26 protein-coding genes and 1 riboswitch are annotated in these 26,272 nt (G+C 74.4%); of the genes, 13 read left to right on the top strand and 13 right to left on the bottom strand.

Annotated elements, in window-relative coordinates:
• Positions 1–12: 12 nt before the first annotated feature.
• The 3 genes from nagA to A8711_RS16455 all read right to left on the bottom strand — a co-directional run bounded on the left by nagA (position 13) and on the right by A8711_RS16455 (position 3,060).
• Positions 13–1,122: an N-acetylglucosamine-6-phosphate deacetylase gene (gene nagA / locus A8711_RS16465; RefSeq protein ID WP_043327965.1), complete on the bottom strand. Its 1,110-nt coding sequence runs from the start codon at positions 1,120–1,122 to the stop codon at positions 13–15.
• Positions 1,119–2,051, bottom strand: a complete 933-nt coding sequence (locus A8711_RS16460; RefSeq protein WP_064446739.1) for an ROK family protein — start codon at positions 2,049–2,051, stop codon at positions 1,119–1,121. The genes nagA and A8711_RS16460 overlap by 4 nt, the downstream gene beginning before the upstream one ends.
• A 79-nt stretch (positions 2,052–2,130) precedes the next feature.
• On the bottom strand, positions 2,131–3,060 hold the full coding sequence (locus tag A8711_RS16455) for an SIS domain-containing protein (protein WP_043327967.1): 930 nt from the start codon (positions 3,058–3,060) through the stop codon (positions 2,131–2,133).
• A 199-nt stretch (positions 3,061–3,259) separates the two neighbouring features.
• Between A8711_RS16455 and A8711_RS16450 the strand changes: the two genes are divergently transcribed.
• The 4 genes from A8711_RS16450 to A8711_RS16435 all read left to right on the top strand — a co-directional run bounded on the left by A8711_RS16450 (position 3,260) and on the right by A8711_RS16435 (position 6,818).
• Positions 3,260–4,045, top strand: a complete 786-nt coding sequence (locus A8711_RS16450) for a DeoR/GlpR family DNA-binding transcription regulator (RefSeq protein WP_043327968.1) — start codon at positions 3,260–3,262, stop codon at positions 4,043–4,045.
• 163 nt (positions 4,046–4,208) lie between these two features.
• Positions 4,209–5,207, top strand: coding sequence for an ATP-binding cassette domain-containing protein (locus tag A8711_RS16445; protein ID WP_043327969.1), 999 nt, complete (start codon positions 4,209–4,211; stop codon positions 5,205–5,207).
• Positions 5,204–6,217, top strand: a complete 1,014-nt coding sequence (locus tag A8711_RS16440) for an ABC transporter permease subunit (protein WP_043327970.1) — start codon at positions 5,204–5,206, stop codon at positions 6,215–6,217. Before A8711_RS16445 ends, A8711_RS16440 begins: the two co-directional genes overlap by 4 nt.
• A 136-nt stretch (positions 6,218–6,353) precedes the next feature.
• Complete coding sequence (locus A8711_RS16435; protein ID WP_069088729.1) at positions 6,354–6,818, top strand: DUF3263 domain-containing protein; 465 nt, start codon at positions 6,354–6,356, stop codon at positions 6,816–6,818.
• A 6-nt stretch (positions 6,819–6,824) separates the two neighbouring features.
• Here A8711_RS16435 and A8711_RS16430 read toward each other — a convergent pair whose 3' ends face one another.
• A complete protein-coding gene (locus A8711_RS16430; RefSeq protein WP_013288875.1) occupies positions 6,825–7,037 on the bottom strand; it encodes a hypothetical protein in 213 nt (70 codons plus the stop codon).
• Positions 7,038–7,188: 151 nt separating this feature from the next.
• Here A8711_RS16430 and A8711_RS16425 point away from each other — a divergent pair, with 151 nt between their 5' ends.
• From A8711_RS16425 to A8711_RS16410, 4 genes are all read left to right on the top strand, one after another.
• Complete coding sequence (locus tag A8711_RS16425; RefSeq protein ID WP_069088728.1) at positions 7,189–8,091, top strand: hypothetical protein; 903 nt, start codon at positions 7,189–7,191, stop codon at positions 8,089–8,091.
• Positions 8,092–8,240: 149 nt separating this feature from the next.
• Positions 8,241–8,750 (top strand): GNAT family N-acetyltransferase, encoded by a 510-nt coding sequence (locus A8711_RS16420; protein ID WP_043327973.1) that lies wholly within the window; start codon positions 8,241–8,243, stop codon positions 8,748–8,750.
• Between the two features lie 126 nt (positions 8,751–8,876).
• Positions 8,877–9,284, top strand: coding sequence for a hypothetical protein (locus A8711_RS16415; protein WP_043327974.1), 408 nt, complete (start codon positions 8,877–8,879; stop codon positions 9,282–9,284).
• Between the two features lie 2 nt (positions 9,285–9,286).
• Positions 9,287–10,237, top strand: a complete 951-nt coding sequence (locus A8711_RS16410; protein WP_083297029.1) for an SRPBCC family protein — start codon at positions 9,287–9,289, stop codon at positions 10,235–10,237.
• Positions 10,238–10,241: 4 nt separating this feature from the next.
• On the opposite strand, the gene A8711_RS16405 is transcribed toward A8711_RS16410, so the two are convergent.
• From A8711_RS16405 to A8711_RS16375, 7 genes are read right to left on the bottom strand one after another with little or no spacing between them, the layout of a single operon-like run.
• Positions 10,242–12,479 (bottom strand): AAA family ATPase, encoded by a 2,238-nt coding sequence (locus A8711_RS16405; protein WP_043327975.1) that lies wholly within the window; start codon positions 12,477–12,479, stop codon positions 10,242–10,244.
• Positions 12,480–12,516: 37 nt separating this feature from the next.
• A complete protein-coding gene (locus tag A8711_RS16400; RefSeq protein ID WP_043330885.1) occupies positions 12,517–13,008 on the bottom strand; it encodes a hypothetical protein in 492 nt (163 codons plus the stop codon).
• 47 nt (positions 13,009–13,055) lie between these two features.
• Positions 13,056–13,850, bottom strand: coding sequence for an ATP/GTP-binding protein (locus tag A8711_RS16395; protein ID WP_176722823.1), 795 nt, complete (start codon positions 13,848–13,850; stop codon positions 13,056–13,058).
• Positions 13,828–14,277, bottom strand: a complete 450-nt coding sequence (locus A8711_RS16390; RefSeq protein WP_043327976.1) for a DUF742 domain-containing protein — start codon at positions 14,275–14,277, stop codon at positions 13,828–13,830. The genes A8711_RS16395 and A8711_RS16390 overlap by 23 nt, the downstream gene beginning before the upstream one ends.
• Positions 14,274–14,738, bottom strand: a complete 465-nt coding sequence (locus tag A8711_RS16385) for a roadblock/LC7 domain-containing protein (RefSeq protein WP_043327977.1) — start codon at positions 14,736–14,738, stop codon at positions 14,274–14,276. Before A8711_RS16385 ends, A8711_RS16390 begins: the two co-directional genes overlap by 4 nt.
• Positions 14,735–17,629, bottom strand: coding sequence for a nitrate- and nitrite sensing domain-containing protein (locus A8711_RS16380; protein WP_069088746.1), 2,895 nt, complete (start codon positions 17,627–17,629; stop codon positions 14,735–14,737). The genes A8711_RS16385 and A8711_RS16380 overlap by 4 nt, the downstream gene beginning before the upstream one ends.
• Positions 17,616–18,797, bottom strand: a complete 1,182-nt coding sequence (locus A8711_RS16375) for a hypothetical protein (protein ID WP_069088727.1) — start codon at positions 18,795–18,797, stop codon at positions 17,616–17,618. Before A8711_RS16375 ends, A8711_RS16380 begins: the two co-directional genes overlap by 14 nt.
• Positions 18,798–19,171: 374 nt before the next feature.
• On the opposite strand from A8711_RS16375, the gene A8711_RS16370 reads away from it, so the two are divergent.
• The 3 genes from A8711_RS16370 (at position 19,172) to A8711_RS16360 (ending at position 23,544) form a co-directional block, all read left to right on the top strand.
• Positions 19,172–22,036: an alpha/beta fold hydrolase gene (locus A8711_RS16370; RefSeq protein ID WP_064446734.1), complete on the top strand. Its 2,865-nt coding sequence runs from the start codon at positions 19,172–19,174 to the stop codon at positions 22,034–22,036.
• Complete coding sequence (locus A8711_RS16365; RefSeq protein ID WP_043327978.1) at positions 22,036–22,944, top strand: ABC transporter permease; 909 nt, start codon at positions 22,036–22,038, stop codon at positions 22,942–22,944. The genes A8711_RS16370 and A8711_RS16365 overlap by 1 nt, the downstream gene beginning before the upstream one ends.
• A 150-nt stretch (positions 22,945–23,094) precedes the next feature.
• Positions 23,095–23,544 carry a DoxX family protein gene (locus A8711_RS16360; protein ID WP_069088726.1) on the top strand — a complete coding sequence of 150 codons (450 nt, stop codon included), beginning with the start codon at positions 23,095–23,097 and terminating at the stop codon, positions 23,542–23,544.
• 55 nt (positions 23,545–23,599) lie between these two features.
• On the opposite strand, the gene A8711_RS16355 is transcribed toward A8711_RS16360, so the two are convergent.
• Together A8711_RS16355 and A8711_RS16350 are read right to left on the bottom strand one after the other, a co-directional pair.
• A complete protein-coding gene (locus tag A8711_RS16355) occupies positions 23,600–24,229 on the bottom strand; it encodes a DUF4232 domain-containing protein (RefSeq protein ID WP_069088725.1) in 630 nt (209 codons plus the stop codon).
• 7 nt (positions 24,230–24,236) lie between these two features.
• On the bottom strand, positions 24,237–24,581 hold the full coding sequence (locus A8711_RS16350; RefSeq protein WP_069088724.1) for a helix-turn-helix transcriptional regulator: 345 nt from the start codon (positions 24,579–24,581) through the stop codon (positions 24,237–24,239).
• A gap of 90 nt (positions 24,582–24,671) precedes the next feature.
• Here A8711_RS16350 and A8711_RS16345 point away from each other — a divergent pair, with 90 nt between their 5' ends.
• Positions 24,672–25,646, top strand: a complete 975-nt coding sequence (locus A8711_RS16345) for a DMT family transporter (RefSeq protein WP_069088723.1) — start codon at positions 24,672–24,674, stop codon at positions 25,644–25,646.
• Positions 25,647–25,718: 72 nt separating this feature from the next.
• A riboswitch (SAM riboswitch) is annotated at positions 25,719–25,851 on the top strand.
• Between the two features lie 12 nt (positions 25,852–25,863).
• The coding region (locus tag A8711_RS16340) for a pyridoxal-phosphate dependent enzyme (protein ID WP_141707668.1) at positions 25,864–26,272 on the top strand (409 nt) is incomplete at its 3' end.

The raw sequence follows: 26,272 nt of genomic DNA, 5'->3' as shown, positions 1-26,272 counted from the left end.
CCGCCGGGCGGGTCACTCCACCCAGTTACCGCCGCGCATCACCCGCACCACGTTCAGGTCGTCGTCAAGCACCACCAGGTCGGCGCGCAGCCCGGCGACCAGCGCGCCGACCCGGTCGCCCAGGCCGATCGCGCGGGCCGGGGTGGTGGCGACCATGCGGCAGGCGTCCGGCAGGGCCACGCCCGCGCCGACCGCGTGCCGCAGCGCGGCGTCCATGGTGAGCGTGCTGCCGGCGATCGCGCCGTTGTGGGCGAGCCGGGCCTCCCCGCCGGCCACGGTGACCGCCTGGCCGCCCAGCTCGTACTCGCCGTCGGGCATGCCGGCGGCGGCCATCGCGTCGGTGATCAGCGCGGCCCGCTCCGGGCCGGCCACCGAGGTGGCGAAACCGAGCATCCCGTCGTGCAGGTGCACCCCGTCGGCGACCAGCTCGCACACCACGTTCGGGGCCTCCAGCAGCGCCACCACCGGGCCGGGCTCACGGTGGTGCACCGGGCGCATCCCGTTGAACAGGTGGGTGCCGACCGTCGCGCCCGCGGCCACCGCCGCGCGGGTCTGCTCCCAGGTCGCGTCGGTGTGCCCGACCGCCGCCACCACGCCCTGCGACACCAGCAGCTCGATCGCCTTGGTGGCGCCGTCGCGTTCCGGCGCGAGCGTGACCATGCGTACCGCGCCGCCGCCCAGCTCGATCAGCTCGGTCAGCTCGGCCGTGGACGGGTCCCGCAGGAACTCCGGGTTCTGCGCGCCGCAGCGGTCGGCAGACAGGTACGGGCCCTCGAAGTGGACGCCGGCGAGCACGCCGGACTCGACCAGCGGGCGGTAGGCGGCGGTGGCGTCGCGCATCAGCTCGAACGGGGAACTGACCAGGCTGGCCAGCAGCGTGGTGGTGCCGTGCCCGAGATGGAACGCGGCGGCCTGCCGCGCCGCCTCCGGGTCGCCGGTGGTGAACGTGTGCCCGCCGCCGCCGTGGGTGTGCATGTCCACGAAGCCCGGCACGATCCAGTGCCCGTCGCGCACCGACGGATACTCGGCGACGGCGGTGATCCGCCCGTCCGCGATCTCCACGCAGCCCTGCCGGATGACGCCGGTCGGGGTCACCACCTTGCCGGTCACACGCCGGGTCATCGACTCTCCTTCACCAGGGTGTCCAGGGCCAGCAGGGCGGCGCCGAGGCAGCCGGCCTCGTCGCCGAGGTCGGCCGCGACCAGGCGCGGTTCGCGATGGAACGTCAGCCGCTCGCGCAGCGCCGCCCGCAGCGGGTCGAACAGCCGGGCACCGGCCTGGGCCAGCCCGCCGCCGAGCACCACTGTCGACACATCGTAGAGCGCCTGCCCGGTGGCCAGTCCGTCGGCGAGCGCCTCGACCGCGTCCTGCCACACCTCCACGGCGAGCGGTTCACCGGCCGCCGCGCGCTCGGCCACCTGGGCGGCGGTGGTGGGCGCGCCGGACAGCTCCGCGTACCGGCGTCCGATCGCCGAGGCCGACGACACCGCCTCCAGGCAGCCGGTCCGCCCGCAGCCGCAGCGCGGCCCGCCGGGCCGTACCAGGATGTGGCCGATCTCCCCGGCGGCGCCGTGCGCGCCGGTGGCGGCCGACCCGTCGACCACGTGGGCGGCGGCGATGCCGGTGCCGATGGCGACGAACAGGACGTGGCCGGCGTCCCGCCCGGCCCCGAGGCGCGCCTCGGCCAGGCCTCCGGCACGCACGTCGTGGCCGAGCGCCGCGGGCAGTCCCAGCCGTGTGCGGGCCAGCTCCCGCAGGGGTACGTCCCGGAAGCCCACGTTCGCCGACCAGACCGCCACGCCGCGCGCCTCGTCGACCACTCCGGGTACGGCGATGCCGCAGGCCACCGGCGCACGGCCGTCGGCGCGGGCCTTGCCGGCCAGCCCTTCGGCCACGTCGAGGATCGTGCCGACCACCGCCTCCGGGCCGCGCTGCGCGCCGGTGTCGTGCCGTTCGGTGTGCACTGTCGTGCCGTCCGGCCGGACCAGGGCGCACTTCATCCCGGTGCCGCCCACGTCCAGCGCGACGACGACCTCGTCGCCTCCACTCACGCCGTGGGCTCGCTTCGCTCGCTCACGCCGTGCTGACTGGGCATGCGCTCACGGCCCTCGCTGCGCTCGGTGCGTTCGCTCATGCCAGGACCACGGACCGGGTCAGGTGACGCGGCGCGTCCGGGTCGAGGCCACGGGTGGTCGCGAGCGCGACCGCGAAACGCTGGGCCAGGATCAGGTCGGCCATCGGGTCGACCGGGTTGCGCCCGGCCGCCCAGCTCGTCAGCACCGTGCGCCAGCCGTGCGTGCGGCTGTGCACGAACGCGGCGCCGGTGGCGGCCACGTCCTCCGGCAGGCCGTCCGGGATCTCGCCGAGCGCCCACACCAGCCGGCCGGGGGCGGCGACCGAGATCGGGCCGTGCCGGTAGTCCATCGCCGGGTACGCCTCGGCCCAGAACGTGGCCGCCTCGCGGCACTTCAGCGCGGCCTCCTGGGCCAGCCCGACGGTCCAGCCGCGGCCGAGGAAGGTGACCTGCTCGATGCCGGCCGGGTCGATCGGCAGCGGGGCCCGGACGGCCACCTCCGCGTCGGCGGCGAGCCGGCTGAGGTCCTCGCCGAGGTGGGCGCGCAGCAGCGCGAGCGCGGTGGTGGCGAAGCGGGTCTGCACCACCGACCGCTCGTCGGCGAAGGGGAGCGCGACAGTGGCGTCCGCGGACGCGACGGCGGCCGAGTCCGGGTCGCCGACGAGGACCGTGGTGGGGATCCGCCCGCGCAGCGCGGCGAGCAGGTCGAGCACCTCGGTGGTGGTGCCGGAGCGGGTGATCGCGATGAGCCGGTCGTAGTGGCGGCCGGTGGGGAACTCGCTGGCCTGGAAGGCGTCGGTCTCGCCGTGGCCGGCGGCCTCGCGCAGCCCGGCGTACGCCATGGCCATGAACCACGACGTGCCGCAACCGACCACCGCGACCCGCTCGCCGGGGCGCGGCAGGCGCTCGGCGACGGTCGGAGCGAGTCGCGCCGCCTCCCGCCAGCAGTCGGGCTGGCTCGCGATCTCCGCGTGCACGTACGCCATGACAACTCCTCGCCGGGAAAAACCCTTGCGCAATACGGCGCGATACTGCCGTCTTTCGCGCGTCATTCTGCGCGAAGCGGCGTGGTTGTGGCAACTGTCTCCAAGTTCGCGCAGCGAAGGCTTTTGCGCGGACTGAGTTTCGCGCACTAGTGTGCACGCAACCGATCACCGTTCACGCATAGTCAGGGAGGCCCCAGCGGTGGACCGCTACGCGCGCTGGAACGCGCTGCTGGAGATGCTGACCGACAGCGGCCGGGTCACCGTCGAGGAGGCGGCCGACCGGCTGGACGTCTCCCAGGCCACCATCCGGCGTGACTTCGACCAGCTCGCCCAGCAGCAGATGATCACCCGCACCCGGGGTGGCGCGGTCGCCAACGGCGTCTCCTACGACCTGCCGCTGCGCTACAAGACCGCGAAGCACTCGGCCGAGAAGCAGCGGATCGGCACGGCCGCCGCCGCCCTCGTCTCCCCGGGAACGGTGGTCGGCCTCAACGGCGGCACCACGAGCACCGAGGTCGCGCGGGCGCTGGCCGTACGCCCCGACCTCAACACCAGCGCGGAGGGCGCCCAGCTCACCGTGGTCACCAACGCGCTGAACATCGCCAACGAGCTGCTGGTGCGCTCGCGGATGAAGGTGGTGGTGGCCGGCGGCGTGGTCCGGCCCAAGTCGTTCGAGCTGGTCGGGCCGCTGGGCGGGGCGCTGCTGCGTGAGGTCACGCTCGACGTCGCGCTGCTCGGCGTGGACGCGATCGACCCGCAGCTCGGCGCCGCCGCGCACCACGAGGGGGAGGCGGCCATGAACAGTCTCATGGTCGCCCGCGCCAAGCGGGTCGTCGTGATAGCCGATTCCTCGAAGCTCGGTGGGCACGCGTTCGCCCGGATCTGCCCGGTGGACCGGGTCGAGACGCTGGTGACCGACTCCGGCGCGTCCCCGGACGTGGTGGCGGCGTTCCGCGAGGCCGGCGTCCACGTCGTCTGCGCCTGACGGCGCAAGGAAGGGACCCTTCTTAACGCCTGCGGTAGAGGAGGGGCCCCTTTTTAACGCGCCTCGACGCGCCTCGACACGCCGACACTGCATACCGGGTATTGCCATCCGGTGCATACCGCGTATGGTGTCGCTGACGCCTACTTATCGGGGGAGGTCAGCTGTGTCGGCTGTCCTGGAGATCGAAGGTCTCCGCAAGACGTACCGGAGCCGGAAGCGCGGGGTCCGCCACGCGCTCGACGGCTTCGACATGCGAGTGGAAGCCGGCCAGGTGCACGGCTTCCTCGGCCCGAACGGTTCGGGCAAGACCACCACGCTGCGTACGCTGCTCGGCCTGATCAAGCCGAACGGCGGCCGGATGGCGATCCTCGGTCAGGAGCTGCCGCACGCGCTGCCGGCCGTCGCCGGGCAGGTCGGCGCCATCGTGGAGAGTCCGCAGTTCTTCCCGCACTTCAGCGCGCGGGACACGCTGGGCCTGCTCGCCCAGGCGGGTGAGCTGCCCAAGCAGCGCGTGGACGAGGTGCTGGAGCTGGTCGGGCTGCGCGACCGGGCGGGTGAGCGGGTCAAGACCTACTCGCTCGGCATGAAGCAGCGCCTCGCGGTCGCGTCCGCGCTGCTCAAGAACCCCAAGCTGCTGATCCTCGACGAGCCGGCGAACGGCCTCGACCCGGGCGGCATCCGGGAGATGCGCGGGCTGATGCGGGAGCTGTCCGAGGCCGGGATGACTGTGGTGCTCTCCAGCCACATCCTGGGCGAGATCCAACTCATCTGCGACTCGGTCACCATCATCTCGCTCGGCCGCCGGGTCGCGTTCGGACCGGTCGACCAGGTGCTCGCGGCCCACTCCCAGGGCGCCGTGCGGGTACGCCTGGAGGCGGTCGACGACCTGCCCCAGGCCGCCGACGCGCTCAGCCGTGCCGGGGTCGGCGTGACCGCCGAGCCGGACCACCTGATGCTGTCCGGTGTGGACAAGCCGGCCACCGTCAGCCGCCTGCTCGCCGAGCAGGGCCTGTACGTCAGCGAGCTCACCCCGGTCGCCGTCGACCTGGAGAGCGTCTTCCTCGAACTGACCGCCACCGCGCCGGTCCCCGGCCAGCACCGTCAGGTCGATCAGTCCGCCAAGGTCGACCAGACCGGCACCGCAGGAGGTTGGGGCGCATGAGCCTGTTCGTCACCGAGCTGCGCCGGCTCGGCAAGCGCCGGGTGACCCGGCTGATGCTCGTGCTCCTGGTGCTCGGCCTGGCCACCGTCGCGACCGCGTTCAGTTTCTCCAGCGAGAAGCTCTCGCCCGTGGTGGTGGCCGAGGCCGAGGCCAAGGCGAACAACGACTACCAGTCCGCGATGACGGACTGGAAGCGTAACGTCGCGGAGTGCGAGGCGGCCCAGGCGCGCGGCGAGAAGACCGAGGAGCGGTACGGCCCGAACTGCGGCAAGGACTACCAGCCGCAGCCCGACATGTTCGAGGCGAAGTGGTACCTGCCGTACCAGTTCGACTTCCGGGCCGAGTTCCCCATGTTCATCGCCGTGTTCGCCGCCTCCGTGGCGCTGTTCGGCTTCATCGTCGGCGCCTCCTTCGTGGGCGCCGAGTGGAACACCGGCGGGATGATGAACCTGCTGTTGTGGCGACCGAAGCGGCTGACCGTGCTGGGCACGAAGCTGGCCGCCCTGCTGACCACGGTGTTCGGCCTGACCGTGGTGCTCGGCGCGCTCTGGACGGCGGCGTTCTGGCTGATCGCCGGCCAGCGGGGCAGTACCGCGAAGATGACCGCCGGGGTGTGGCAGTCGATCGGGCTGGACGGGCTGCGCGCGCTGGGCATGACGCTCCTCGTGGCGGCGGTCGGGTTCGCGCTGGCCTCGCTGGGCCGGCACACGGCGATGGCGCTCGGCGCGGCGGTGGGCATCTTCGCGGTGAGTGAGATCGGCATCCGGATCGCGGTCGCCGTGCTCGGGGTGCAGTTCGGCGACCGGTACGTGCTCTCCACGTACGCCCAGTCGTGGTTCCTGAAGCAGGCGGAACTGTTCGACTACGACACCTGTCAGTTCTCCCAGGGCGCCTGCGAGCCGGCCACGTACGTGGTCACCTGGCAGCAGTCGGCTGTGGTGTTCGGCGTGGCCCTGGTGGGCGCGGTCGTGGCCGCGTTCTGGACGATGCGGCGGCGGGACATCGCCTGACCTGGTCCGCGCCGCCGGCTCCCCCCGGCGGCGCGGACCCCGCGTCCGATGCGGCCGGGGGCGGCCCTGGTTACGCTGGGGCTCCCCCGGCCGGCGCGCTCCGCGTGCCGGTCACCCGCCGTCGGAGAGGAGCGCCATGTCCGCCGACGCCTCGCAGCGGGCCGCCGTCGACCCGTCCGGCCCGGCAGCGGGTACGCGCCACGCGGGCGGGGCGGTTCCGCCACCGCGCACCGCTCCGCCCGTCGAGTCCACCGCACCGTCGGAGCCGTCGGAGTCCGTCCGGCCCGGGTCGCCGCCCGTCGAGTCCACCGCGCCGGTCGAGCAGCCCGGTCCGGAAGCGGCGGATACGGGCGCCGCGGGCACGACGCCGGCCGGCCTCACCGAGCGGGAGCAGCGGATCCTCGCCTTCGAGGCGCAGTGGTGGAAGCACGCCGGAGCCAAGGAACAGGCCATCCGGGACACGTTCGGGCTCTCCGCGACCCGCTACTACCAGCTGCTCAACGCGCTGCTCGACCACCCGGCCGCGCTCGCCGCCGATCCGGTGCTGATCGGCCGGCTGCGCCGGCTGCGCTCGTCGCGGGCCCGCAACCGGCGGCGCTGACCCGCCTCACTTCTCGTACGTGCGCAGCCCGTTGCCGATGGCGAAGAACGTCGGCGCCCACTCGCCGATGAAGATGCCCCAGCGGTCCGCCCGCGCCACTCCGGCGCGCTCCATGTGCTTGGAGAGGAACCAACTGGTGACCGAGAGGCCGATGCTGACGAACCCGGCGAGGTATGCGTGCTCCGCCCGGATGCCGCCCTCGTGCAACCGCTCCAACATCTCGAATCCCCCTGTCACCGGGACCGACCCGGTCGCGTCCGACGCTACCGAAAGTGCGGGAGTGATGACGCAGGGTTACCGCGATCGGGCCGGTGGCGGATGACCTGGCGCGGGCCGGGTAGGCGGCCGACGACGACGAACGGAGGCGACGATGGGAGCACCGGACCGCCGGTACGCGATCGGCAGCAGGCCGGCCCGCCCGGCCGGGGAGGCGCCGGTGATGCGGGTGCGTTCCGCCTCCGACCCGGCGCCGGGCCGCCCGGAGAACGAGGACGTGGTCTTCCGGATCGGCCCGCTCGTCGGCGTCCTCGACGGGGCCACCGTGCCGGAGGGCTTCGACACCGGATGCGTGCACGGTCCCGCCTGGTACGTCCGGCACCTGGCCGCCCGGATCGGCCTGGCGATCGCGGCCCGGCCCGCCGCCACGCTGATGAGCAGCCTCGCGGCGGCGATCCTCGCGGTCCGGGCCGACCACGGCGGGACGTGCGACCTGGACCATCCCGGCACCTCCTCGTCCACCGTCTGCCTGCTGCGGGAAAGCGGCGACCGGGTCGACTACCTGGTGCTCTGCGACAGCCCGCTGGTGCTCGACACCGACCGCGGGATCGAGGTGGTCACCGACGACCGGCTCGCGGACGCGGTGGCGGACCTGCGGCGCAACGCCGCCGCGCTGCCCGACGGCGAGACCGACCCGGCGACCCGGTTCCGGCGGGCGACGACGGTGCAGCGGACCCGGATGAACCGCACCCACGGCTACTGGGCGGCGGCGAGCGACCCGGACGCGGCGTACCACGCGCTGACCGGCACGCTTCCGCTGCGCGGTCCGGGTGCGCTGCGCCGGGCCGCGCTGCTCAGCGACGGCGCCTCCTGCGCGGTCGACCAGTTCGGCCTGTTCGACTGGGCCGGGCTGCTGGAGGTGCTGACCGTGGCGGGCCCGGAAGGGCTGATCGACCGGGTCCGCGCGGCCGAGCGGGACCACCCGGAGCGGCTGCGGCGGCGCAAGCGCACCGACGACGCCTCGGTGGTGCTGTGCGAGTTCGCTCCTCCGGCGTGAGCACGCTCACGCCGGAACACCCGGTCGGATGACAACGCAGCGTGAGGCGGAACACCCCGGGGGTACGACCGGCCGAGGCGGTCGGCCATAGCGGCAATCCGGGCCCAAAGGGGTGGACGGCCCGGACAGGTAGCGGCAGACTGCGCCTCGTGACGGGTGCGGTACGGCTGGAGCCGGTGGACGAGCGGAACCTGGAACCGTTGCTCTCCGTAGCGGCGGCGGAGGCGGAACCGGAGGACGTGATGCCTCCGGTGCAGGCGCCCGCGGGCTGGTCGCTCGCCCGCCGGGACGCGTTCCGGGAGTTCCACCGGGCGAACCTCGGCGGACTCGACGGCCCGACCCGCACCGCCATGTACGCGATCGTCTCCGGCGGCGAGGTCGTCGGCATGATCCGGATGACCCGCCGGGACGAGCCCGGCACTGTGGAGACGGGCATGTGGCTGGGCCGCTCCGCCCGGGGCCGGGGTCTCGGCGCCGCCGCGCTGCGGCAGCTGCTGCACACCGCCGCGGCGGCCGGGATGCACACAGTGGTCGCGGACACCACGCCGGACAACGCGGGCGCTCTCTCCGTTCTTCGTAAATGCGGTGCGGAATTGCGCGAGGAGGGCGGAGAAGTGCACGCCCGAATGTGCCTCGACTCGGCGCTGCCGATCCGCTGAGACCCGTTCTTGCAGCTCCCTGACGCTTGACGTGAAGTTTCGGCCGCCTTTTCCGTTCCCCTGAGGAAATGTTTTCCCAACGGGGTGACGGGTAGTTCGCGCCCCGGGGAGTGCGGAGGAGAGCGGATGAAAAGCGGAGCACGGGTGGCGCTGGCGGTGGGCTTCGGCTACCTGCTGGGTCGCCGGAGGAAGATGCGTACCGCGTTGACGCTCGCCGCGGCGGTCGCCGCCGGGCGGGCCAGCCAGCGTCCCGGCGGCATCAAGCGGCTCGGCGCGGATCTGATGGGCGCCAGTCCGCAGCTGCGCAACCTCGGCGGGCTGGCGCCGCCGCTGGTGGCGGCCGGGCGGGCCGCGGCGACCGCCGCCGCCGGCAGCGGCATCGACGCGATCGGCGGCCGGCTGCGCGACGGGGCCGACGCGCTGCGCCGCCGGAGCGGCCCGGGCCGGCCGGACGCCGAGCGTTCCGCGCCGGACGAGGAACCGGAGCTGGACGAGCAGCCCGAGGCGCCGGACCGACAGCAGCGGGGGCGGTGACGATGGCGACGACCGATCTGACCGGCCGGGTACGCGACGAGATCGGCGGCGAGCTGCGCAACCTCGCCGCGGCTCTCGGTGAACGGGCCGTCCAGGCGATCAGCGACCGGGTCACCGCCGCGACCGGACGACTCAGCGAGTACGCGCAGCAGGGCGGCGACCCCGGCCTGGTCGCCGCCGCCACCGGCGCGCGGAAGCTCGCCGAGGGCAACTCCCCGGTGAAGGCCATGTTCCATGCCGGCGTGGCCGGCGGTAGGGAGAAGCTGATGGCGGCGTTCGGCCGCAAGGGCGGCGGCGACGGCGGCCGGAAGCTCAAGGTCACCAACATCGTCGAGACCATCGAGGTCGGCGTACCGGTCCGGGTCGCCTACAACCAGTGGACGACGTTCGGCGACTTCCCGAGCTTCATGAAGAAGGTCGAACAGGCCGACTGCGACGACGAGAAGATGACCTGGAAGGCGCAGGTGCTCTGGTCGCACCGGACCTGGGAGTCGACGATCGTGCGGCAGATCCCGGACCGGCTCATCCACTGGCGGTCCACCGGCGAGAAGGGCTCGGTCGACGGCAGCGTCAGCTTCCACGAGGTCGCCCCGGAGCTGACCCGGATCCTGGTCGTGCTGCAGTACCACCCGCAGGGCTTCTTCGAGCACACCGGCAACCTGTGGCGGGCCCAGGGCCGCCGGGTCCGGCTGGAGCTGAAGCACTTCGTCCGGCACGTGATGACCCGGACCGTGCTCGACCCGGACGCGGTCGAGGGCTGGCGCGGCGAGATCGAGGACTCCCAGGTCGTCAAGGACCACGAGACCGCGCTCCGGGAGGAGCGGGGAGAGACCGGGCCGGCCGACGACGAGTACGCCGCCTACGACGAGGGCAACGACTTCGCCGACGACGAGTACGCCGACGAGCCGGTCCTCACGGCACCGGAGCGTGCCCGCCGCCGCGACGAGCGCTGACCGGTCAGGACCGGCCGGCGGCGTACGACTCCAGGTGCGCGAGCTGCACCGGGTCCAGCGACGGCCGGACACGGTCCCGGGCCGCCCCGACGTGCGCGGCAGTCACGGTGCTCGCGTTGAGCGACTCCCGCATGGCGGCGAGCGCCGCCTCCCGTACCAGCGCGGCGCAGTCGGCGGCGGAGAAGCCGTCCAGCTCGGCGCCGAGCGCGTCGAGGTCGACGTCCGGCGCGAGCGGTACGCCCCGGGCGGCGGCGCGGAGGATCTCCGCGCGGGCCGGCCCGTCCGGCGGCGGCACGTAGACCAGACGTTCCAGCCGGCCGGGACGCAGCAGCGCCGGGTCGACCAGCTCCGGCCGGTTCGTCGCGCCGACCACCACCACGTTGCGCAGCGCCTCCACCCCGTCCAGCTCGGTGAGCAGCGCCGCCACCACCCGGTCGGTGGTGCCGCCGTCGCTGGCCTGCCCGCGTACCGGGGCCAGCGCGTCCACCTCGTCCAGGAACACCAGCGTGGGCGCGGCCTGGCGGGCCCGGCGGAACAGCTCCCGCACCGCCCGCTCGCTCTCACCCACCCACTTGGAGAGCAGCTCCGCGCCCTTCACCGACAACACGTTCGCCCGCCCGGACCCGGCCAGCGCGGTGACCAGGTAGGTCTTGCCGCAGCCGGGCGGCCCGTAGAGCAGCACCCCGCGCGGCGGCGTCACGCCCAGCCGGGCGAACGTGTCCGGGTAGGTGAGCGGCCAGAGCACCGACTCGGTGAGCGTCTGCTTGACGTCGTGCAGTCCGCCCACGTCGTCGAGCGTCACCGACGCCAGCTCCAGCGTGGACGCGGACATCGTCGTCGGCCGGACCACCTCCAGCGCCTCGGTGAAGTCCGTCATCGCCACCGTCGGCGTCTCCGCCGTCTTCTGCCGCAGCGCCGCGCGTACCCCGGCCTCGCGGACGAGCGCCGCCAGGTCCGCCGCGACGAACCCGGGGGTACGGCCGGCCACCTCGTCCAGCCGTACGTCGCCGGCCAGCGGCACCTGCCGGGTGAGCACTGTCAGCTGTTCCCGGCGCAGCGCCGCGTCGGGCAGCGGCACGGTGATCCGCAGCGCCAGCAGATCCGGGCCGCGCAGTCCCGGGTCCACCGCCTCCGGTCGCCCGCTGGTGCAGACCACCGCCACGCCGGCCCGCAGCGCCTCGGCGACCACCTGGCGGAACACGGTGGCCAGCGGACCCGGCTCGTCGGCCGGGGCGATCGCCTCCACGTCGGTGACCAGCAGCACGGCCGGTCCGCCGGCGCGTACCGCCGACGCCGCCTCGCGGAGCCTGCGGGCCGCCGCGTCGTTCGTGAGCGCGGCCAGCTCCGGCGCCCAGAGCGGGCGCAGACCCGCGCCGACCCGGGCCGCGACGGCGCGCACGAGCGCTGACTTGCCTGAGCCCGCCGGTCCCTCCACCAGCACGCCGAGCGAGACGGTGGTGCCGAGCCGGCCCAGCACCTCACGGTGGTGGAAGCCCAGGTCCAGCAGCTCGGTCAGCTCCTCGGCCTGGGCGCGCAGGCCGGGCAGCTCGTCGACGTCCGGGGCGTCCTCCGGGCCGAGCAGGCCCTCGGCCCGTTCCGTCCCGGCCGGCGCGGCCGAGGGGGCGGAGACGGGCGCGCCCGGGGACACCGGGCCGGAGCCCCGGGTGGCCGGACCGTGCTCCCAGCCCACCACCGTGTCCATGGTGACGAGCGCGCCGGCCGCCGGCTCGACGGACACGACGTTGAGCAGCGTGCTGGTCCAGGCGTACCCGACGGAGCTGGCGAGACTGCGCCGCGCGGCCTCGATCAGGCCGCGCACGGCGGCGTCCGGGAGCACGTCCTGCGGCAGCAGCGAGACGTCGTCGCCGGGCGTGACGACCTTGCCGAGCAGCGCGAGCCGCAGCATCTCCGGCGGGACCGCGGCGACCACCGCGGCCGGGCCGGCCAGCGTGAGCCGGCGCGCCGGGGTGGCCGGCAGCGGGCTCACCGTCACCTGGCCGCCGGCCCGCAGCCCCAGGTTGCCGAGCAGCAGGTCGTCGGCGTGCAGCAGGACGCCGCTGGTGCCCGGGTCGGCGGCGGCCGCGATGCCGGCGGTCGTCCGGCGGCCGGTCAGCCGCACCGGATCGCCGGGGCGCAGCGCCAGCGCGGTGAGCACCTCGGGGTGCAGGCGTACCACGCCGCGGCGGGCGTCGAGCGCGGCCGGCCGCAGCGTCGCGGTCAGGGTCAGATCGGGTTCCGCCACCCGCCGACAGTAGCCGCCGTGACCACGAGGTGCCGCCTCAGCGCGGGTCCGGGCCGTCCAGCAGCGAGGGATCCCGCCGGATCATCTCCGCCAGCCGGGCCGCCGGGTCCGACTCGACCGAGTCCTGCCCGGGGGCGGGCACCGTCTTCACCGACATGGGCCACGCCGGCGGGGGCGTCGGCGCCGAGGCCGGGCCCACCGTGACCGCGGGGCCCGACCAGGAGACCCGCAGCGGGTACGCCTGGTCGCCCACTTCCACCCGCAGCGTGACGGCGACCCCGGGGTGGTCGGCCACGACCCGCCGGACCGCGTCGGCGACCTCCTCGACCGGGTCACGCCGCGCCGGCGCCGCGCCGCCCCGCAGCCGGTACGCGCCGTGGCCCGCCCGCCCGTTGCCCGGCTCGGCCGGCAGTTCCTCCGGGACCACGTCCTGGTCGGTCCCGCCGGCCGGTTCGCCGGGCGCCCGGCGGCGCATCGCCTCCTCGCGCCGCGCCATCCGGGCCAGTGTCTCGTCCAGATCACCTCTCATGGCGTCCACCCCTTCGCCAGACAACGGATCGAAACGACTGTCGGTGTTCAGCCCGCCCGTGGCTGCGGGGCGGGCCCGTCGCCGCGCCGCCCCGAACGGGTCGCCCGGTCCAGCGCCCGGTCCAGGACGACCAGCAGGGCGTCCCGGACGGAGAGCCGGTCCCGGGCGTCGAACTGCACGAGCGGCACGTGCTCCGCGATCGCCAGCGCCCAGCGGATCGACGGCAGGTCGAGGGCCAGCCGCCCGTCGAAGGCGTTGACGCCGACGGCGAACGGCAGCCCGGAACGTTCGAAGAAGTCGATGGCCGGATAGCAGTCGTCGAGGCGGGCGCTGTCCACCACCACGAGCGCGCCGAGCGCCCCCCGGGCCAGGTCGTCCCACATGAAACCGAACCGCGCCTGACCGGGCGTACCGAAGAGGTAGAGCTTGAGGCTGCGGTCGATGGTGACGCAGCCGAAGTCCATGGCGACGGTCGTGGTGGTCTTCCCGGCGACGCCGCCCGGGTCGTCGATGCCGATCCCGACGGTGGTCATCTCGGCCTCGGTGGTCAGCGGCGCGATCTCCGAGATCGCCCCGACCGTGGTGGTCTTGCCGACCCCGAACCCGCCGGCGATCAGGATCTTGACCGGGATCGGCGGGCGGGGCGCCGGGACCCGGCTCACGATCGGGGCCGGTTCCTGGGGCGGCACCCCGGGCGGCAGGTACGGCAGCGGCGGGGTGGGCGGTGGCGGTGTGGCGCGGCCGATCAGCGGGGCCGGTCCGCCGTAGCGGCTCGGGGCGCTGTTCGCGGACGGCCCGCCCAGGGCCGCCGCCGGCCATTCAGGAGATCGCACGAAGTCCATCAATCACTCGCAGGATGATGTCGGGATCGAGGGCGTCGTCGCCGTCCGCGACGTGCACGTCGAGATGGCCGGCGGCGCGGAGGTCGCCGACGAGTACCCGGGTCACACCGAAGTGCATCCGGGTCCGGGCGGAGATCTCCGCCACCGAGACGGGCTCGGCGCAGATCGCGACGATCGCCGCCAGTTCCGGGGACAGCCGGGCCGTCACCGCCCACGAGGTGCTGCCCGGACGAGCGGTGACCTGGGTCTCCAGACCGATCGCCGGGTCGCCGTCCACTCGTCCGGCGGTCAGCACGAACGGGCGCGGGCCGGTCGGCTCCCCGTCGCCCGCGTCCGGCTCCGGAACCGGAACGGACGCGTGCAGGAAGGGGCGGACCCGGATGCCGGGTTCCGGCTCCGGGTCCGCGCCGGCGGCCCCCGGGATCATTGCTGAACGGCGTTCTTCAGCTCGGCGATCAGGCGGGGACTCAGGGCGCCGCCGGCCCGGCCGGCGAAGAGCGTCATCTCGTACGCCACGGTGCCCAGGTTGGCCGTCCGGTCGGCGACGACGCCGAGGACCGAACCACTGCTGATCGCGCTGATCAGCAGGTAACCCTCGGCCATGTCGACGATCACCCGGTTGAGCGCGCCCAGCGCGTACCAGCTCGCGGCGCCTCCGGCGAGGCTGGTCATGCCGGAGACCACGGCGGCGAGCCGTTCCGCGTTGGACCGGTCCTTGATGGCGGACATGGCCATCAGCAGCCCGTCCGAGGAGACCGCGATCGCCTCCATCACCCCGGCGGTGCTGGAGGTGAACGAGTCGAGCAGCCAGTTGAAGGTGCGCGCCTCGGGGCTGAGGTCGCCGGCGGCGCTCTGTTCGATGTTGTCGTGCAAGAAGGGGCTGGTCACCGTGATGGGTCCTCTTCGTAATGACGGTCTGGGCTGACTTCGCGCAGAGCGCGGGCGACGCCCGCCTCGAATTCGTTGACGAGATTGCGGACCTCGACGGGGTCGCCGGGGTCGGAGCTGGCCGGGGGCGTGGACTGGACCGGGGTGTCGGCCAGATTCGCGCCCGGCACCCGCCGGCTCAGCCGGGGACGCTCCGTTGCGGGCGGGACGAGGGTGGTGTGGCCCTCGGCCCGGCGTACGCCGTCCTGGAACGCCTCGACCAGGGCCCGGACGGATGCCGGATCGGCCGGTACGCCGATCAGCGGCCCGCCGGTCGCCGGGGCGGCCGGGGTGGTGGGCGCGGGGGCCGGGAGGTTCGCGCCGGGCACCCGCTGCCGGATCGGCGACCGCGTGCCGGGCCGTCCGGTGGGCGGGCCGACCGGTTCCGGCCCGGCCGGGGCCGACGGGCGACCACCGGCGGGGGGCGCCGTGCGGGCCGGACCGACCGGCGGGGCCGACGCCGGTCCGGCGGTCGGTACGGGCGCGGACCCGACGGTCGGCGTGCGCGCCGGCCGGACAGCCGGTGGCGACGACGGCCCGACGGCCAGGCCGGCCCCGGCGGCCGGTGCGAGGGCCGGGCCGGCGGGCGGCGTCAGGGCCGGACCCGCCGGTGGGGTCAGGGCTGGGCCGGCCGGCGCGGTGCGGGTCGGGCCGGTCGTCGGCCCGGCGGCCGGGGGAGCGACCGGGACCGGGCCGACGACCGGTGTCGGCGGGGAGGTACGGCCGGGGTGCGCCACCGGCCCGGCCGGCCGGGTGGCGGGCGCACCTGCGGCCGGCGGCCAGGCGGGCGGCGCGCCGGCGGTGGGCAGGCCCGGATCCTCGGCCGGCTCCGGAGCGTCGTCCCGCTTGCCGAAGGCGTTCCACGGGTCGCCGCTGGACATGCTGCGGGTGGCCCGGCTCAGCAGCTCCGCGTCGAAGCCGGCGGGCGGTTCGACCGCTGCCGTCCCGTGCTCGTGCCCGCCGGGCGGCACAGCGGCCAGCGTGGCGGTGGCGAAGACCGGCTCGGGGCGGCGGACCACGAGCGAGTCGGCCGGGACCTCCAGGGTGGCGGTGACGCCGCCCCCGGGGGTCGGCGTCAGCCGGACGTGCCAGCCGTGCCGCCGGGCCAGCCGGCCGACGACGAAGAGGCCGAGCACCTCGGTCGGGGCGAGGTCGAGCCGCTCCCGGCGGTCGAACCGCGCGTTCTCCTCGGCCATCCGCTCCTCGGTCAGGCCGATGCCGTGGTCGACCACCACGAGCCGGGCGCCGCCGTCGGTCAGCTCGCCGGTCACCACCACGCGGGTGTGCGGCGCCGAGAAGGAGGTGGCGTTCTCCATCAGCTCGGCCAGTGTCAGCACCAGGTCGCCGACGATCGCCGGCGCCGCCGCGACGCCGGGCGGCACCTCCACGTCGACGCGGGTGTAGTCCTCGATCTCGCCGAGCGCGAGCCGGACCACGTCGGCCAGCGGGACCGGCGCCACGTGGCCGTCCGAGCCGGTGGCGCCGGAGAGCACCACCAGGCTGCCCGCGTTGCGGCGCAGACGGCTGGAGATGTGGTCCAGCCGGTACAGGTGCTCCAGCCGGCCCGGGTCCGTCTCCTGCCGCTCCAGCCGGTCGATGAGCGCGATCTGGCGGCCGACCAGGTTCTGGGTACGCCGTCCGACGTGGCCGAACATCTGCGCCACGTTGCGGCGTCCGGCCACCTGCCGCTCGACCAGCCGGGCGGCGGTGTGCTGCACCCGGTCGAACGCGCGGGCCAGCTCACCGATCTCGTCCCGGGCGCTCACCTCCACCGGGTCGAGGCGTACCGGGGGCACGCTCTCGGACTCGTCGTCGGCGACCCGGGTCAGCTCCGCCTCGGCGACCCGGGCGACCCGCTCGGCGGAGCGGGTGAGCCGGCTCAGCGGGCGGGCGACGGTACGGGCCACCGTCATGCTCAGCAGCACCACGACCAGCAGGATGACGCCCGCCGCCACGGTGACCAGCCAGGCCGCGGTCAGAGCCTCCCGCTCCCGGGCGCGGGTCTCCGCGATGACGTCCGCGACGACCTTCTTCTCGACGAACTGGCCCAGCGTGATCATCGACCGGGACGCGGGGAAGAGCACGTCCAGCGAGACCGGCGCGATCGCCGCGTCGGGGTCCCGGAGGCTGTCCACCAGGAACGTCGGGCTGGTCCGCGCGGCCACCGCCGCGTCGTCCAGCTCGGCCACCTTGAGCTGCTCCGGCGTGATCAGCCGGCGGAAGCGCCGGTTGTCGACGTTGAGCGCCGCCATGCACGCCACGAACGACCGCGACATCCGCGGGTCGCCGGTCGCCTTGACCAGCACGATCTGGGTGGTGCAGGAGCTGAGCGCCTCGTCGACGCGCAGCAACGCGTCCAGGGCGAGCACCTGCCGCCCGGCGGCGGTGTCCGTGTCCACCTGGTACGGCAGTCGCAGCGCGTCGATCAGGGCGGTGTCGACCTCGCTGAACGCGGTCAGGATCTGGTCCGGCCTGGCCCGGCCGGCGAGCGTGGCGGTGCGGACGTCGTCCAGCTTGCGTACCCCGTCGAGGCTCTCGCGGACCGCCGTCGGCAGCGTCTCGGCGCGCAGATCGGCGACCCGGTCGTCGACGGTGGCCGACTTCTGGATCAGCTCGGTGCGGGACACCCGTCCGAGCAGCAGCCCGACCGAGAGCAGGCGTTCCTGCTGGAGATCCTGGACCAGGCTGCCGACGCGGCTGGCGATGCGGACCGTCTCGGCGGTGTCGGCGGCCCGCTGCGCGGCGGCCACCCGGTCGATGACCACCGGAACGGCCAGCCCGACCATGCTGAGCAGCGGGATGATCACCAGCAGGGCGAGCTTGCCCCGGATCCGTAACCTAGCGAGCAGCATCGAACGGCCTCCACCGGTCGGCGTCGCCGCCCCGGCCGACGGCGACCGGCTGGCGGTCACCCTCGGACACGGTGATCGGCGGGTCAGCGTGGACCGCCGGTGGCGGTCCGGCCTCGGCCGGCGTGCGGCGCGCCGGGGGAGGGCCGGCGGCCCGCGCCCGCCGTAGCGCGGCGAGGTGCAGCGCGGCGATCCCGGCGAGCAGCGCGACAGCGGTGCCGGCCGCGGCCCGGCCCAGCAGGCGGTCCCGGTCGATCGCGTCCAGCCGTTCCTTCAGCAGCGCGTCGAGCTGGTCGAGGATGACCGTCCGGAGCTGCTTGGCGGCGTTCTGCGCGGTGATGCCGGCCTGGGTGAGCTGGTCGGTGCTCGGCGCGGACCGCCCGCCGCCGGGCGCCGAGTAGACCGAGAACGTCTCCAGCGAGCGCTGGTAGGTGTCCAGCGGGGTGAGCACGTTGGCGCCCAGGTCGGTGCTCTCCGAGCTGTCGACGGCGGAGCGCAGGTCGGCGACGAGGTCGGTGGCCGGGCCGAGCGCGGCGACGCGCAGCTCGGCCAGTTCCGCGCCGGTCCGCGCGCGCTCGGCGGCGGGGCGCTTGGCCGCCAGCCGGGCCAGGTCGACGAGCCGCCCGGCCAGCACGGTCGCGGTGGGCAGGTCACCGCCGATGCCGTCCTGGAGGAAGAACGAGTCCGAGCGCGGGTCGCGGATCAGCCCGGAGCTTTCCCGCACCTTGCGGTAGAGGGCCAGGAGCAGGTCGGACGCCTCGCCGTAGGCCCGGAAGGCCGCCTCGGGGTCGCCGAGCCCGCGGTCCGGCAGCGACTCGAGCTTCGCCCGCAGCCCGGCCCAGCGCTCGTGGGTGCGCAACTCGTCGCCGACGGCGCTGTCCACCTCGGCGACGCCCTCGATCGCGGCGGTGAGCGCGCCCCGGGAGACGGCTCCCTCGGCGACCGCTATCGCCTGGGCCTCCACCAGCGCGTCGGTGATCGGGCCGAGGGCGCGCAGGTAGCGCACACCGAGCCGTTCCCGGCTCGCCAGGTCGTGGTCGTCCGCGGCGCTGCTCTCGGACTGGGCGAAGATGAACCCGAGCGGTACGAGCAGCGCCAGCACCAGCAGCAGGGGAAGCGTGCGGCCCGGTACGGCGGGCCGCCGACGGACCCGCGGCGCGGGGACTGTCATGGTGTGTCTCCTCCGGCGACGGCGGGGCGTTCGGTGCCCCGGGAGGTCGCCGTACGCAGTCCCGTGCACCGGACCGGAAAAGTAGCCGAACCGGACGTCTGTGCAACCTCGGCCGATGAGTCGGCTTCACGTCAGTCCATTCTGGGCGACGCTGAGTGAGCTTCGACGTCACTCAGCGTCCGATCATGTTGCCGAGAAGTGACATCGACGATGGTTTGCGCGTGTAGATGTGAATTCACATGATCCGAACATGTGCCGCTGGGATGCTCTGGACCTTTGGCGGACGACGGTGGGCGAACGACGAACGGCGCAACCGGACGGACGTACGGCGGATCTCAGCGAATGCACAGCGATCGGCCCGTACCGTGTGCCGCATGAGATCACCAGTCGCGCGGATCCGGCGCGCCCTGGCCGGACGCCCACGCCGGATCGTCGCCGTCGTGGCGGTGGTAGTCCTCGTCGCCGCCGCGCTCGTCTGGGTGGCCCGGCCGCAGAGCCCGGACTTCCGCACCGAGTCGGCGCTGGTGACGGTCCGCTCCGGGCCCTCCGGTGACGAGCCGGTCGAGCTGGACACCACGCTCTACCTGCCGGATCGCGCGTCGGAAGCGAACCGCGTGCCGGCGGTGCTGCTGGCGCACGGGTTCGGTGGCACCAAGGACTCGGTCCGCTCCGACGCCGAGGACCTGGCCGCCCGGGGGTACGCGGTGCTCACCTGGACCGCCCGCGGCTTCGGGCGCAGCGGCGGCCAGATCCACCTGGACAGCCCCGACTACGAGGTGCGGGACGCCCAGCGCCTGCTCGACCGGCTCGCGGCCCGGCCGGACATCCGCCTCGACTCGCCGGGCGACCCCCGCGTCGGCGTGGTCGGCGGCTCCTACGGCGGCGGCCTGGCCCTGCTGCTGGCCGCGCAGGACCAGCGGGTCGACGCGATCGTCCCGATGATCACCTGGAACGACCTGTCCCGCGCGTTCCTGCCGGAGAGCACCGGCCGGCAGCCCACCGACGGCGTGTTCAAGAAGGGCTGGGCGGGGATCTTCTTCGGTGGCGGCGGGAACGCCGGCTCCGGTCCGGCCGGGCTCTCCGGGGCCACCGCCGCCGCGCCGGAGGGCGCGCCCGAGTCGGCCGGACCGCCGAGCCCGCAGCCGGGCGCCGGTCCCGGCACCGGCTCCGGTCGCGCGCCGGCCGGCGCCGCCGACCCGTCCTGCGGGCGCTTCGCCGCCGACGTCTGCGCCGCGTACCTGCGTATCGCGACCACGGGCCGGGCCGACGCGGCGGCGGTCGAGCTGCTGCGCCGGTCGTCGCCGGCCGGCGTGCTGGACCGGATCAAGTCCCCGACGCTGCTGGTCCAGGGCGAGGCGGACACGCTCTTCCCGCTGGCCGAGGCGGACGCCAACGCCCGGGGCATCGCCGCCGCCGGCACGCCGGTGCGGGTCGCCTGGTTCACCGGCGGCCACGACGGCGGATCCGGACCCACCTCCGACTCCGACCGGGTGAAGTTCCTGACCGCGCAGTGGCTCGACCACTACGTCAAGGGGGACGGGGCGGCGCCCGGCGACACGTTCACGTTCTCCCGCATCGCCGGGTTCGACGCGCTCGACCGGGGCCTGGTCGCCACCGGCTTCCGTACCGCCGACTATCCGGGCCTGGCCGGGGAGGACCGCCGCGAGGTCACGCTCGCCGGTCCGCCCCAGCCGGTCGCCGTACCGCCCAACGGCAACCCGGCGGCGATCTCCTCGGTGCCGTTCGCCGGCGCGCTCGGCTCGCTGCTGGACGGCGTGGCCGGTGACATCCCCGGCCAGCACGCCCGCTTCGAGTCCGCGCCGCTGGACGAGCCGGTCGACGTGGTGGGCGCGCCCACCGTGCGGATCCGGGCCGCCTCCCCGACCGGCGAGGCGGTGCTGTTCGTGAAGCTCTACGACGTCGACCCGCAGGGGGCGGCCACGCTGCCGTCCGGCCTGGTCGCGCCGGTGCGCCTGACCGGCCTGCCCAGCTCCGTCGACGCGGCCACGCCGGTCACCGTCACGCTGCCGGGGATCGTCCGGCGGGTCGAGGCCGGGCACCGGCTGCGGCTCGTGGTGGCGACGTCGGACCAGGCGTACGCCTCGCCGGCCGAGCCGGCCGTGCACACGGTGGCGCTGGCCGACGGGCCGCTGACGCTGCCCACCGTCGAGGCCACGCCCATCCCCACCACGGCAGTGGTGTGGCGCTGGGCGCTGGCCGGGCTGCTCGCCGCAATCGTGCTCGGGCTCGTCGTGGTCGTGCTGCTCACCCGCCGCCGGCACCGCCGCCAGGACAACTCCGTGCACCCGGAGTACGCGGGCGTCCCGCTCGCCGTGCGCAACCTGCGCAAGGAGTACGCGGACGGCTTCGTCGCGGTCTCCGACGTCGACTTCGAGGTGCACCCCGGGCAGGTGGTCGGCCTGCTCGGCCCCAACGGCGCGGGCAAGACCACCACGCTGCGGGTGCTGATGGGGCTGACCCAGCCCACCGCCGGGGAGATCTACGTCTTCGGGCACCGGCTGGTGCCCGGCTCGCCGGTGCTGTCCCGGATCGGCGCGCTGGTCGAGGGGCCGGGCTTCCTGCCGCACCTGTCCGGCCTGGACAACCTCAAGGCGTACTGGCGGGCGACCGGGCGGCCGTGGGAGGACGCGCACTTCGACGAGGCGCTGGAGATCGCCGGCCTGGGCGACTCGGTGCACCGGCGGACGAGGAAGTACAGCCACGGCATGCGGCAGCGGCTGGCCATCGCCCAGGCCATGCTCGGCCTGCCCGAGCTGCTGGTGCTGGACGAGCCGACGGACGGGCTGGACCCGCCGCAGATCGCCGAGATGCGCCGGGTGCTCCAGCGCTACGCCACCGACGGCCGGGCGGTGCTGGTCTCCAGCCACCTGCTGGCCGAGGTGGAGCAGACCTGCACGCACGCCGTGGTGGTGAACAAGGGCCGGATCGTCGCCTCGGGTCCGGTCGAGGAGATCGTCGGCGAGTCGCCGAGCGTGCTGTTCGAGGTGAGCGACCCGGACGCGGCGCGTACGGTGCTCGACCGGCTCGACGGCGTACGGGTGCTGCCCGACGCCGAGGGCGCGCTGGTGGTCGACACCAACGGCACCGCGCGCAGCGAGGTGGTGGCCGAGCTGGTCCGGGCCGGTATCGGAGTGGACCGGGTGGTGCCCCGGCGCCGCCTGGAGGACGCGTTCCTCGCCCTGGTCGGCGAGAACTCTCGGGGAAGCGGGGACCGGTGATGGCGGGTTCGTCTGTGGCATCGTCGCCTGGTGGCGGCACGTCCGGGCCCGGCGCGGGCGGTGCGGCGGCCGGTTACCGGCCCTCGGCCACGCTTCCGTTCGCCGCGGAGTTCCGGCGGCAGGCGTCGCGCCGGCGTACCCAGCTCGCGCTGGGGTTCATGGTGCTGCTGCCGCTGATCATCCTGGTGGCGTTCCAGTTCGACTCCGGGGACGACGACCGCGGCGGGCGGGGCGAGTTCTCCAGCCTGGCCGACCTGGCCACCTCGGGCGGGCTCAATTTCACCCTGTTCTCGATCCTGGTCTCCGCGTCGTTCCTGCTGGTCGTGGTGGTGGCGTTGTTCTGCGGCGACACGGTGGCCAGCGAGGCGAGCTGGGGCAGCCTGCGCTACCTGCTGGCGGTGCCGGTGCCCCGGGCCCGGCTGCTCGCGGTGAAGCTGGTCGTCGCGCTCGCGTACTCCGGGCTGGCGCTGCTGTTGCTCGCGGGCACCGCGCTGCTGGTCGGCACGCTGCGGTACGGCTGGAAGCCGTTGAGCAGCCAGGTCTCGGCCGAGCTGGCCCCGGCCGACGGCTTGCTGCGGCTGCTCGGGGTGCTCGGGTACCTGGCGGTGGTGCTGCTGGTGGTGGCCGGGCTGGCGTTCCTGCTGTCGGTGACCACCGATGCCGCGCTCGGCGCGGTCGGTGGCGCGGTGCTGCTCTGGATCCTGTCCAGCATCCTGGATCAGATCACCGCGCTGGGCGGGCTGCGGAACCTGCTGCCCACCCACTACAGCAGCGCCTGGCTGGGGCTGCTGTCCACGCCGATGCAGACCGACGACGTGGTCAAGGGCGCGTTCTCGGCAATCGTCTACGCCACGTTGTTCTGGAGCCTGGCCTTCTGGCGTTTCACCCGCAAGGACGTCACCAGCTGAGGTGACTGTCGGGGGTACCCGCATTGGCGCGTCCGCCCATATCATGGGAGCGTTCCCATGCAATTGTCCCGCCTGCAAAGAAATTGATTAACATCGATACGTGCAATCGCCATCCTGGAGCGGTCAAACACCCGCCCCAGGAGGTCACACATGATTCCGACCCAGCTCAGCGGCCCTGTCCTGTCCCTGTTCCGTGCTGTTGTGGGGCTGCTGTTCCTATGCCACGGCGCGGCGTCGATATTCGGCGTCTTCGGCGGCAACCGAGGTTCCGGCGAGGCCGTCCCGTTCGCCACCTGGCCCGGTTGGTGGGCGGCGCTGATCCAGCTCGTCTGCGGCGTGCTGGTCCTCGTCGGCCTGCTCACCCGTCCGGCCGCGCTGCTCGCCTCCGGCTCGATGGCGTACGCGTACTTCACTGTGCACCAGCCGCAGAACCTGCTGCCGCTGCAGAACGGCGGCGAACTGGCGGCGCTCTTCTGCTGGTCGTTCCTGCTGGTCGCCGTGCTCGGCCCGGGCAGCTGGGCGCTGGACGCGCTGCTCGCCCGCCGCCGCGCCGCCCCGGCCGAGCCCGCCACCGCGTCGCCCGCCTCGGTTCCGGTCTGATCCGCCGCCCGGCGAGATCGCGGTACGGGAGGGCGCTTCCGTGCCGCGATCTGAGTCAGAGCGGGTTGACCGGCGAGGTCGAGGGGGCCGGTGGATCGGAGCGCGGGGGCGCCTGCGTCGCCGGGTCGGCGTCGCGGCGCTTCCAGGCGCTGACGCCGAGCCGGCCGGTGTTCCCGAGGTCGATCGGCCCGTCCAGCTCGACCGGGTACGCCGGCCGGCCGGTCGACGGGGCGACGTCGAGTTCGGCGCCCGCGGTGGCCACCACGGTCGGGTCGGTGACGAGGTTGCGCCAGATCAGCGCCGCGCCGGCCCGTTCGCCCGGCGCCAGCACGATCCGGGTGGGCGGGTGGTCGAAGCCGGCGGTGATCGGCGCGGCGCCCGGGATGATCCGTACCGCTATCGCGTCCCCGTCGGCGTCCCGGAGCGCGACCGCCGGATAGCCACGCAGCTCGTACGGGCGGTCGCCGCAGTTGACCAGGTCCAGGCCCATCGCCCGCAGCCCCATCGCCGCGCTCACCCCGAGCCCGGTGATCCGGATGCCCTCCGGGGAGCACGTGGCGGCGGGCTCGGCGCCGGGCCGGGGTGGCGCCGACGGCGGCCCGTCGACCGGGGCCGGTGCCGGGGTGCAGCCGGCGAGCAGTGCCGCGCCGGCGAGGAGCCCGATCCGGGCAGTCGCCCTCCGCATCAGGCGATCATGTCATCCCGCCGGGAGTGGCGGGGGAGGCTGATCCTTGCGGCCGGGCGGGCGCGGTGAGGACGGCGTCGAGCAGGCCCGGGTAGAGGCGGTCCAGCTCGTCGCGGCGCAGCCGCACGTACCGGGTGGTGCCCGCGATGCGGGTGCGGGTCAGGCCCGCCTCGCGCAGCACCTTCAGGTGGTGGCTGCGGGTGGCCTTGGAGACGCCGAACTCGAACGAGCCGCAGGCGTGCTCCCCGCCCGGCGCGAGCGCGCGCACGATCTGCAGCCGCACGTCGTCGGCCAGCGCCGCCAGCACGGCGGTGACCGGGACCTCGCGCAGCTCGGGTTCGTGCAGCTCCATGTGACTACGATAACCCATGTTCGACAATCGTCGAACAAGCTCCTAGAGTCGTGGCGTTTGGTTCGACGATACTCGAACATAGGAGCTGGGATGCGCTTCCGTTCCGCCGCCTTCCCGATCTTCGCAGTGCTCAGCTGGGGCGTCATGTTCCCCGTGCTGGCGAGCGCGCTGACCCGGGTGGACGCCCTCAACCTGACCACCACCCGGTACGTCCTCGCCACCGCCGTGCTGGTCGCCCTGCTGCTGGCCCGTGAAGGGCTGGCCGCACTCGCCACGCGCGGGCGCGCGGCCGAGGTGTGGCTGCTCGGCGCACTCGGCTTCGCCGGCTTCAACGCGCTGACGAACCTCGCCCTCGGCCACGCCACCCCGCAGCAGATCGCGCTGTTCGGCGCCACCGTGCCGCTGATCACCCAGCTGGTCCGCTGGGCGCGCGACGGCGTACGCCCCCGCCCGGCGCTGCTCGGACTGGCACTGGTGGCCCTGGTCGGCGTCGGCCTGGTGATCACCCGCGGCCGGCTGGACGGGCTCGGACAGTTCGGCGTCGGCGGGCTGCTCATGCTGGGCGCGGTGATCGGCTGGGCCTTCTACACGCACGGCGCGAGCCGGTTCCCCGAATGGTCGGCGCTGCGCTACACCACGCTGACCGCCGTCACGGGCATGCTCGCCATGCTCGCCGCCAGCGCCGTCGCCGACCTCACCGGGCTCCAGCACGCGCCGGCCGCCGCCGACCTCGTCGCGGTCGCCCCCCAACTGGCGTACGCGGTGCTGATCGCTGCCGTCCTCGCGGTGCTGGCCTGGAACGCCGGTGTACGGCGACTCGGCCCGGCCGACGCCGCGCTGTTCATGAACCTGGTGCCGGTGGTCACGTTCGCGGTGCAGATCCTGCGCGGGTACCGGCCGGTCGCGATCGAGCTGGTGGGCGCCGGGCTGACCATCGCCGCCCTGGTGGCCGCGAACCTGGTCACCCGTACCCGCCCGGCAGCCGTGACCACGACGGCGCCGGAGCCGCTCGCGGTGGTGGACCGGCCCGCCGTGGTGGAGCCGGCCGCGGTGGTCGGACGCTGAGCCGGCCCACAGCGTGGGATCCCGGGGTGGCGCGGCCGTGAGCAGCGCATAGACTCGGCGGCACAACTGAATACCTCATCCAGAGGGGCTGAGGGATACGGCCCGACGACGCCCCGGCAACCACCCGCACGCTCGACGACGAGCGACAGCGGGCAGGTGCCAATTCCGTCCCCGCCGCACCCGGCGATGCGGGGAAAGATGAGAGGAAATCCTCGACATGACGTCGACGCTTCCCGCCGCCACCGGCATCGACACGACCCTCAGCCCGGCCCGCGCCCTGGTCTGCCGCGCCTGTTCGGCGCGCTACCCGCTGGCCGCCCAGCACGCCTGTTACGAGTGCTTCGGGCCGCTGGAGGTCGACTACGACACCGCCGCGCTCGCCACCGTCACCCGGGAGCAGATCGAGGCAGGTCCGGCGAACATCTGGCGGTACGCGGCGCTGCTGCCGGCCGGTCAGGACCCGGACACCCGGGTCACGCTCGACCCGGGGCTGACCCCGCTGGTCGCCGCCCCGAACCTCGCCGCCGAGCTGGGACTCACCGCGCCGCTGTGGGTCAAGGACGACAGCGCGAACCCCACCCACTCGTTCAAGGACCGGGTCGTCTCGGTGGCGCTGACCGCGGCCC

The sequence above is a fragment of the Micromonospora sp. II genome, assembly GCF_001709195.1.
GTDB lineage: Bacteria > Actinomycetota > Actinomycetes > Mycobacteriales > Micromonosporaceae > Micromonospora > Micromonospora chalcea.
Note: the sequence above shows the minus strand (reverse complement) of the source record. Positions and strands in the feature narration are given on the sequence as shown.

Bases quoted from the DNA above. Each gene is read 5' to 3' on its own strand.
- A8711_RS16395 (WP_176722823.1), bottom strand. From the start codon at position 13,850: ATGGACTTCGTGCGATCTCCTGAATGGCCGGCGGCGGCCCTGGGCGGG.
- A8711_RS16345 (WP_069088723.1), top strand. From the start codon at position 24,672: ATGCGCTTCCGTTCCGCCGCCTTCCCGATCTTCGCAGTGCTCAGCTGG.
- A8711_RS16455 (WP_043327967.1), bottom strand. From the start codon at position 3,060: ATGGCGTACGTGCACGCGGAGATCGCGAGCCAGCCCGACTGCTGGCGG.
- A8711_RS16380 (WP_069088746.1), bottom strand. From the start codon at position 17,629: ATGCTGCTCGCTAGGTTACGGATCCGGGGCAAGCTCGCCCTGCTGGTG.
- A8711_RS16350 (WP_069088724.1), bottom strand. From the start codon at position 24,581: ATGGAGCTGCACGAACCCGAGCTGCGCGAGGTCCCGGTCACCGCCGTG.
- A8711_RS16440 (WP_043327970.1), top strand. From the start codon at position 5,204: ATGAGCCTGTTCGTCACCGAGCTGCGCCGGCTCGGCAAGCGCCGGGTG.
- A8711_RS16390 (WP_043327976.1), bottom strand. From the start codon at position 14,277: ATGATCCCGGGGGCCGCCGGCGCGGACCCGGAGCCGGAACCCGGCATC.
- A8711_RS16425 (WP_069088728.1), top strand. From the start codon at position 7,189: ATGGGAGCACCGGACCGCCGGTACGCGATCGGCAGCAGGCCGGCCCGC.
- A8711_RS16435 (WP_069088729.1), top strand. From the start codon at position 6,354: ATGTCCGCCGACGCCTCGCAGCGGGCCGCCGTCGACCCGTCCGGCCCG.
- A8711_RS16375 (WP_069088727.1), bottom strand. From the start codon at position 18,797: ATGACAGTCCCCGCGCCGCGGGTCCGTCGGCGGCCCGCCGTACCGGGC.
- A8711_RS16365 (WP_043327978.1), top strand. From the start codon at position 22,036: ATGGCGGGTTCGTCTGTGGCATCGTCGCCTGGTGGCGGCACGTCCGGG.
- nagA (WP_043327965.1), bottom strand. From the start codon at position 1,122: ATGACCCGGCGTGTGACCGGCAAGGTGGTGACCCCGACCGGCGTCATC.
- A8711_RS16430 (WP_013288875.1), bottom strand. From the start codon at position 7,037: ATGTTGGAGCGGTTGCACGAGGGCGGCATCCGGGCGGAGCACGCATAC.
- A8711_RS16400 (WP_043330885.1), bottom strand. From the start codon at position 13,008: ATGAGAGGTGATCTGGACGAGACACTGGCCCGGATGGCGCGGCGCGAG.
- A8711_RS16410 (WP_083297029.1), top strand. From the start codon at position 9,287: ATGGCGACGACCGATCTGACCGGCCGGGTACGCGACGAGATCGGCGGC.
- A8711_RS16415 (WP_043327974.1), top strand. From the start codon at position 8,877: ATGAAAAGCGGAGCACGGGTGGCGCTGGCGGTGGGCTTCGGCTACCTG.
- A8711_RS16370 (WP_064446734.1), top strand. From the start codon at position 19,172: ATGAGATCACCAGTCGCGCGGATCCGGCGCGCCCTGGCCGGACGCCCA.
- A8711_RS16355 (WP_069088725.1), bottom strand. From the start codon at position 24,229: ATGCGGAGGGCGACTGCCCGGATCGGGCTCCTCGCCGGCGCGGCACTG.
- A8711_RS16360 (WP_069088726.1), top strand. From the start codon at position 23,095: ATGATTCCGACCCAGCTCAGCGGCCCTGTCCTGTCCCTGTTCCGTGCT.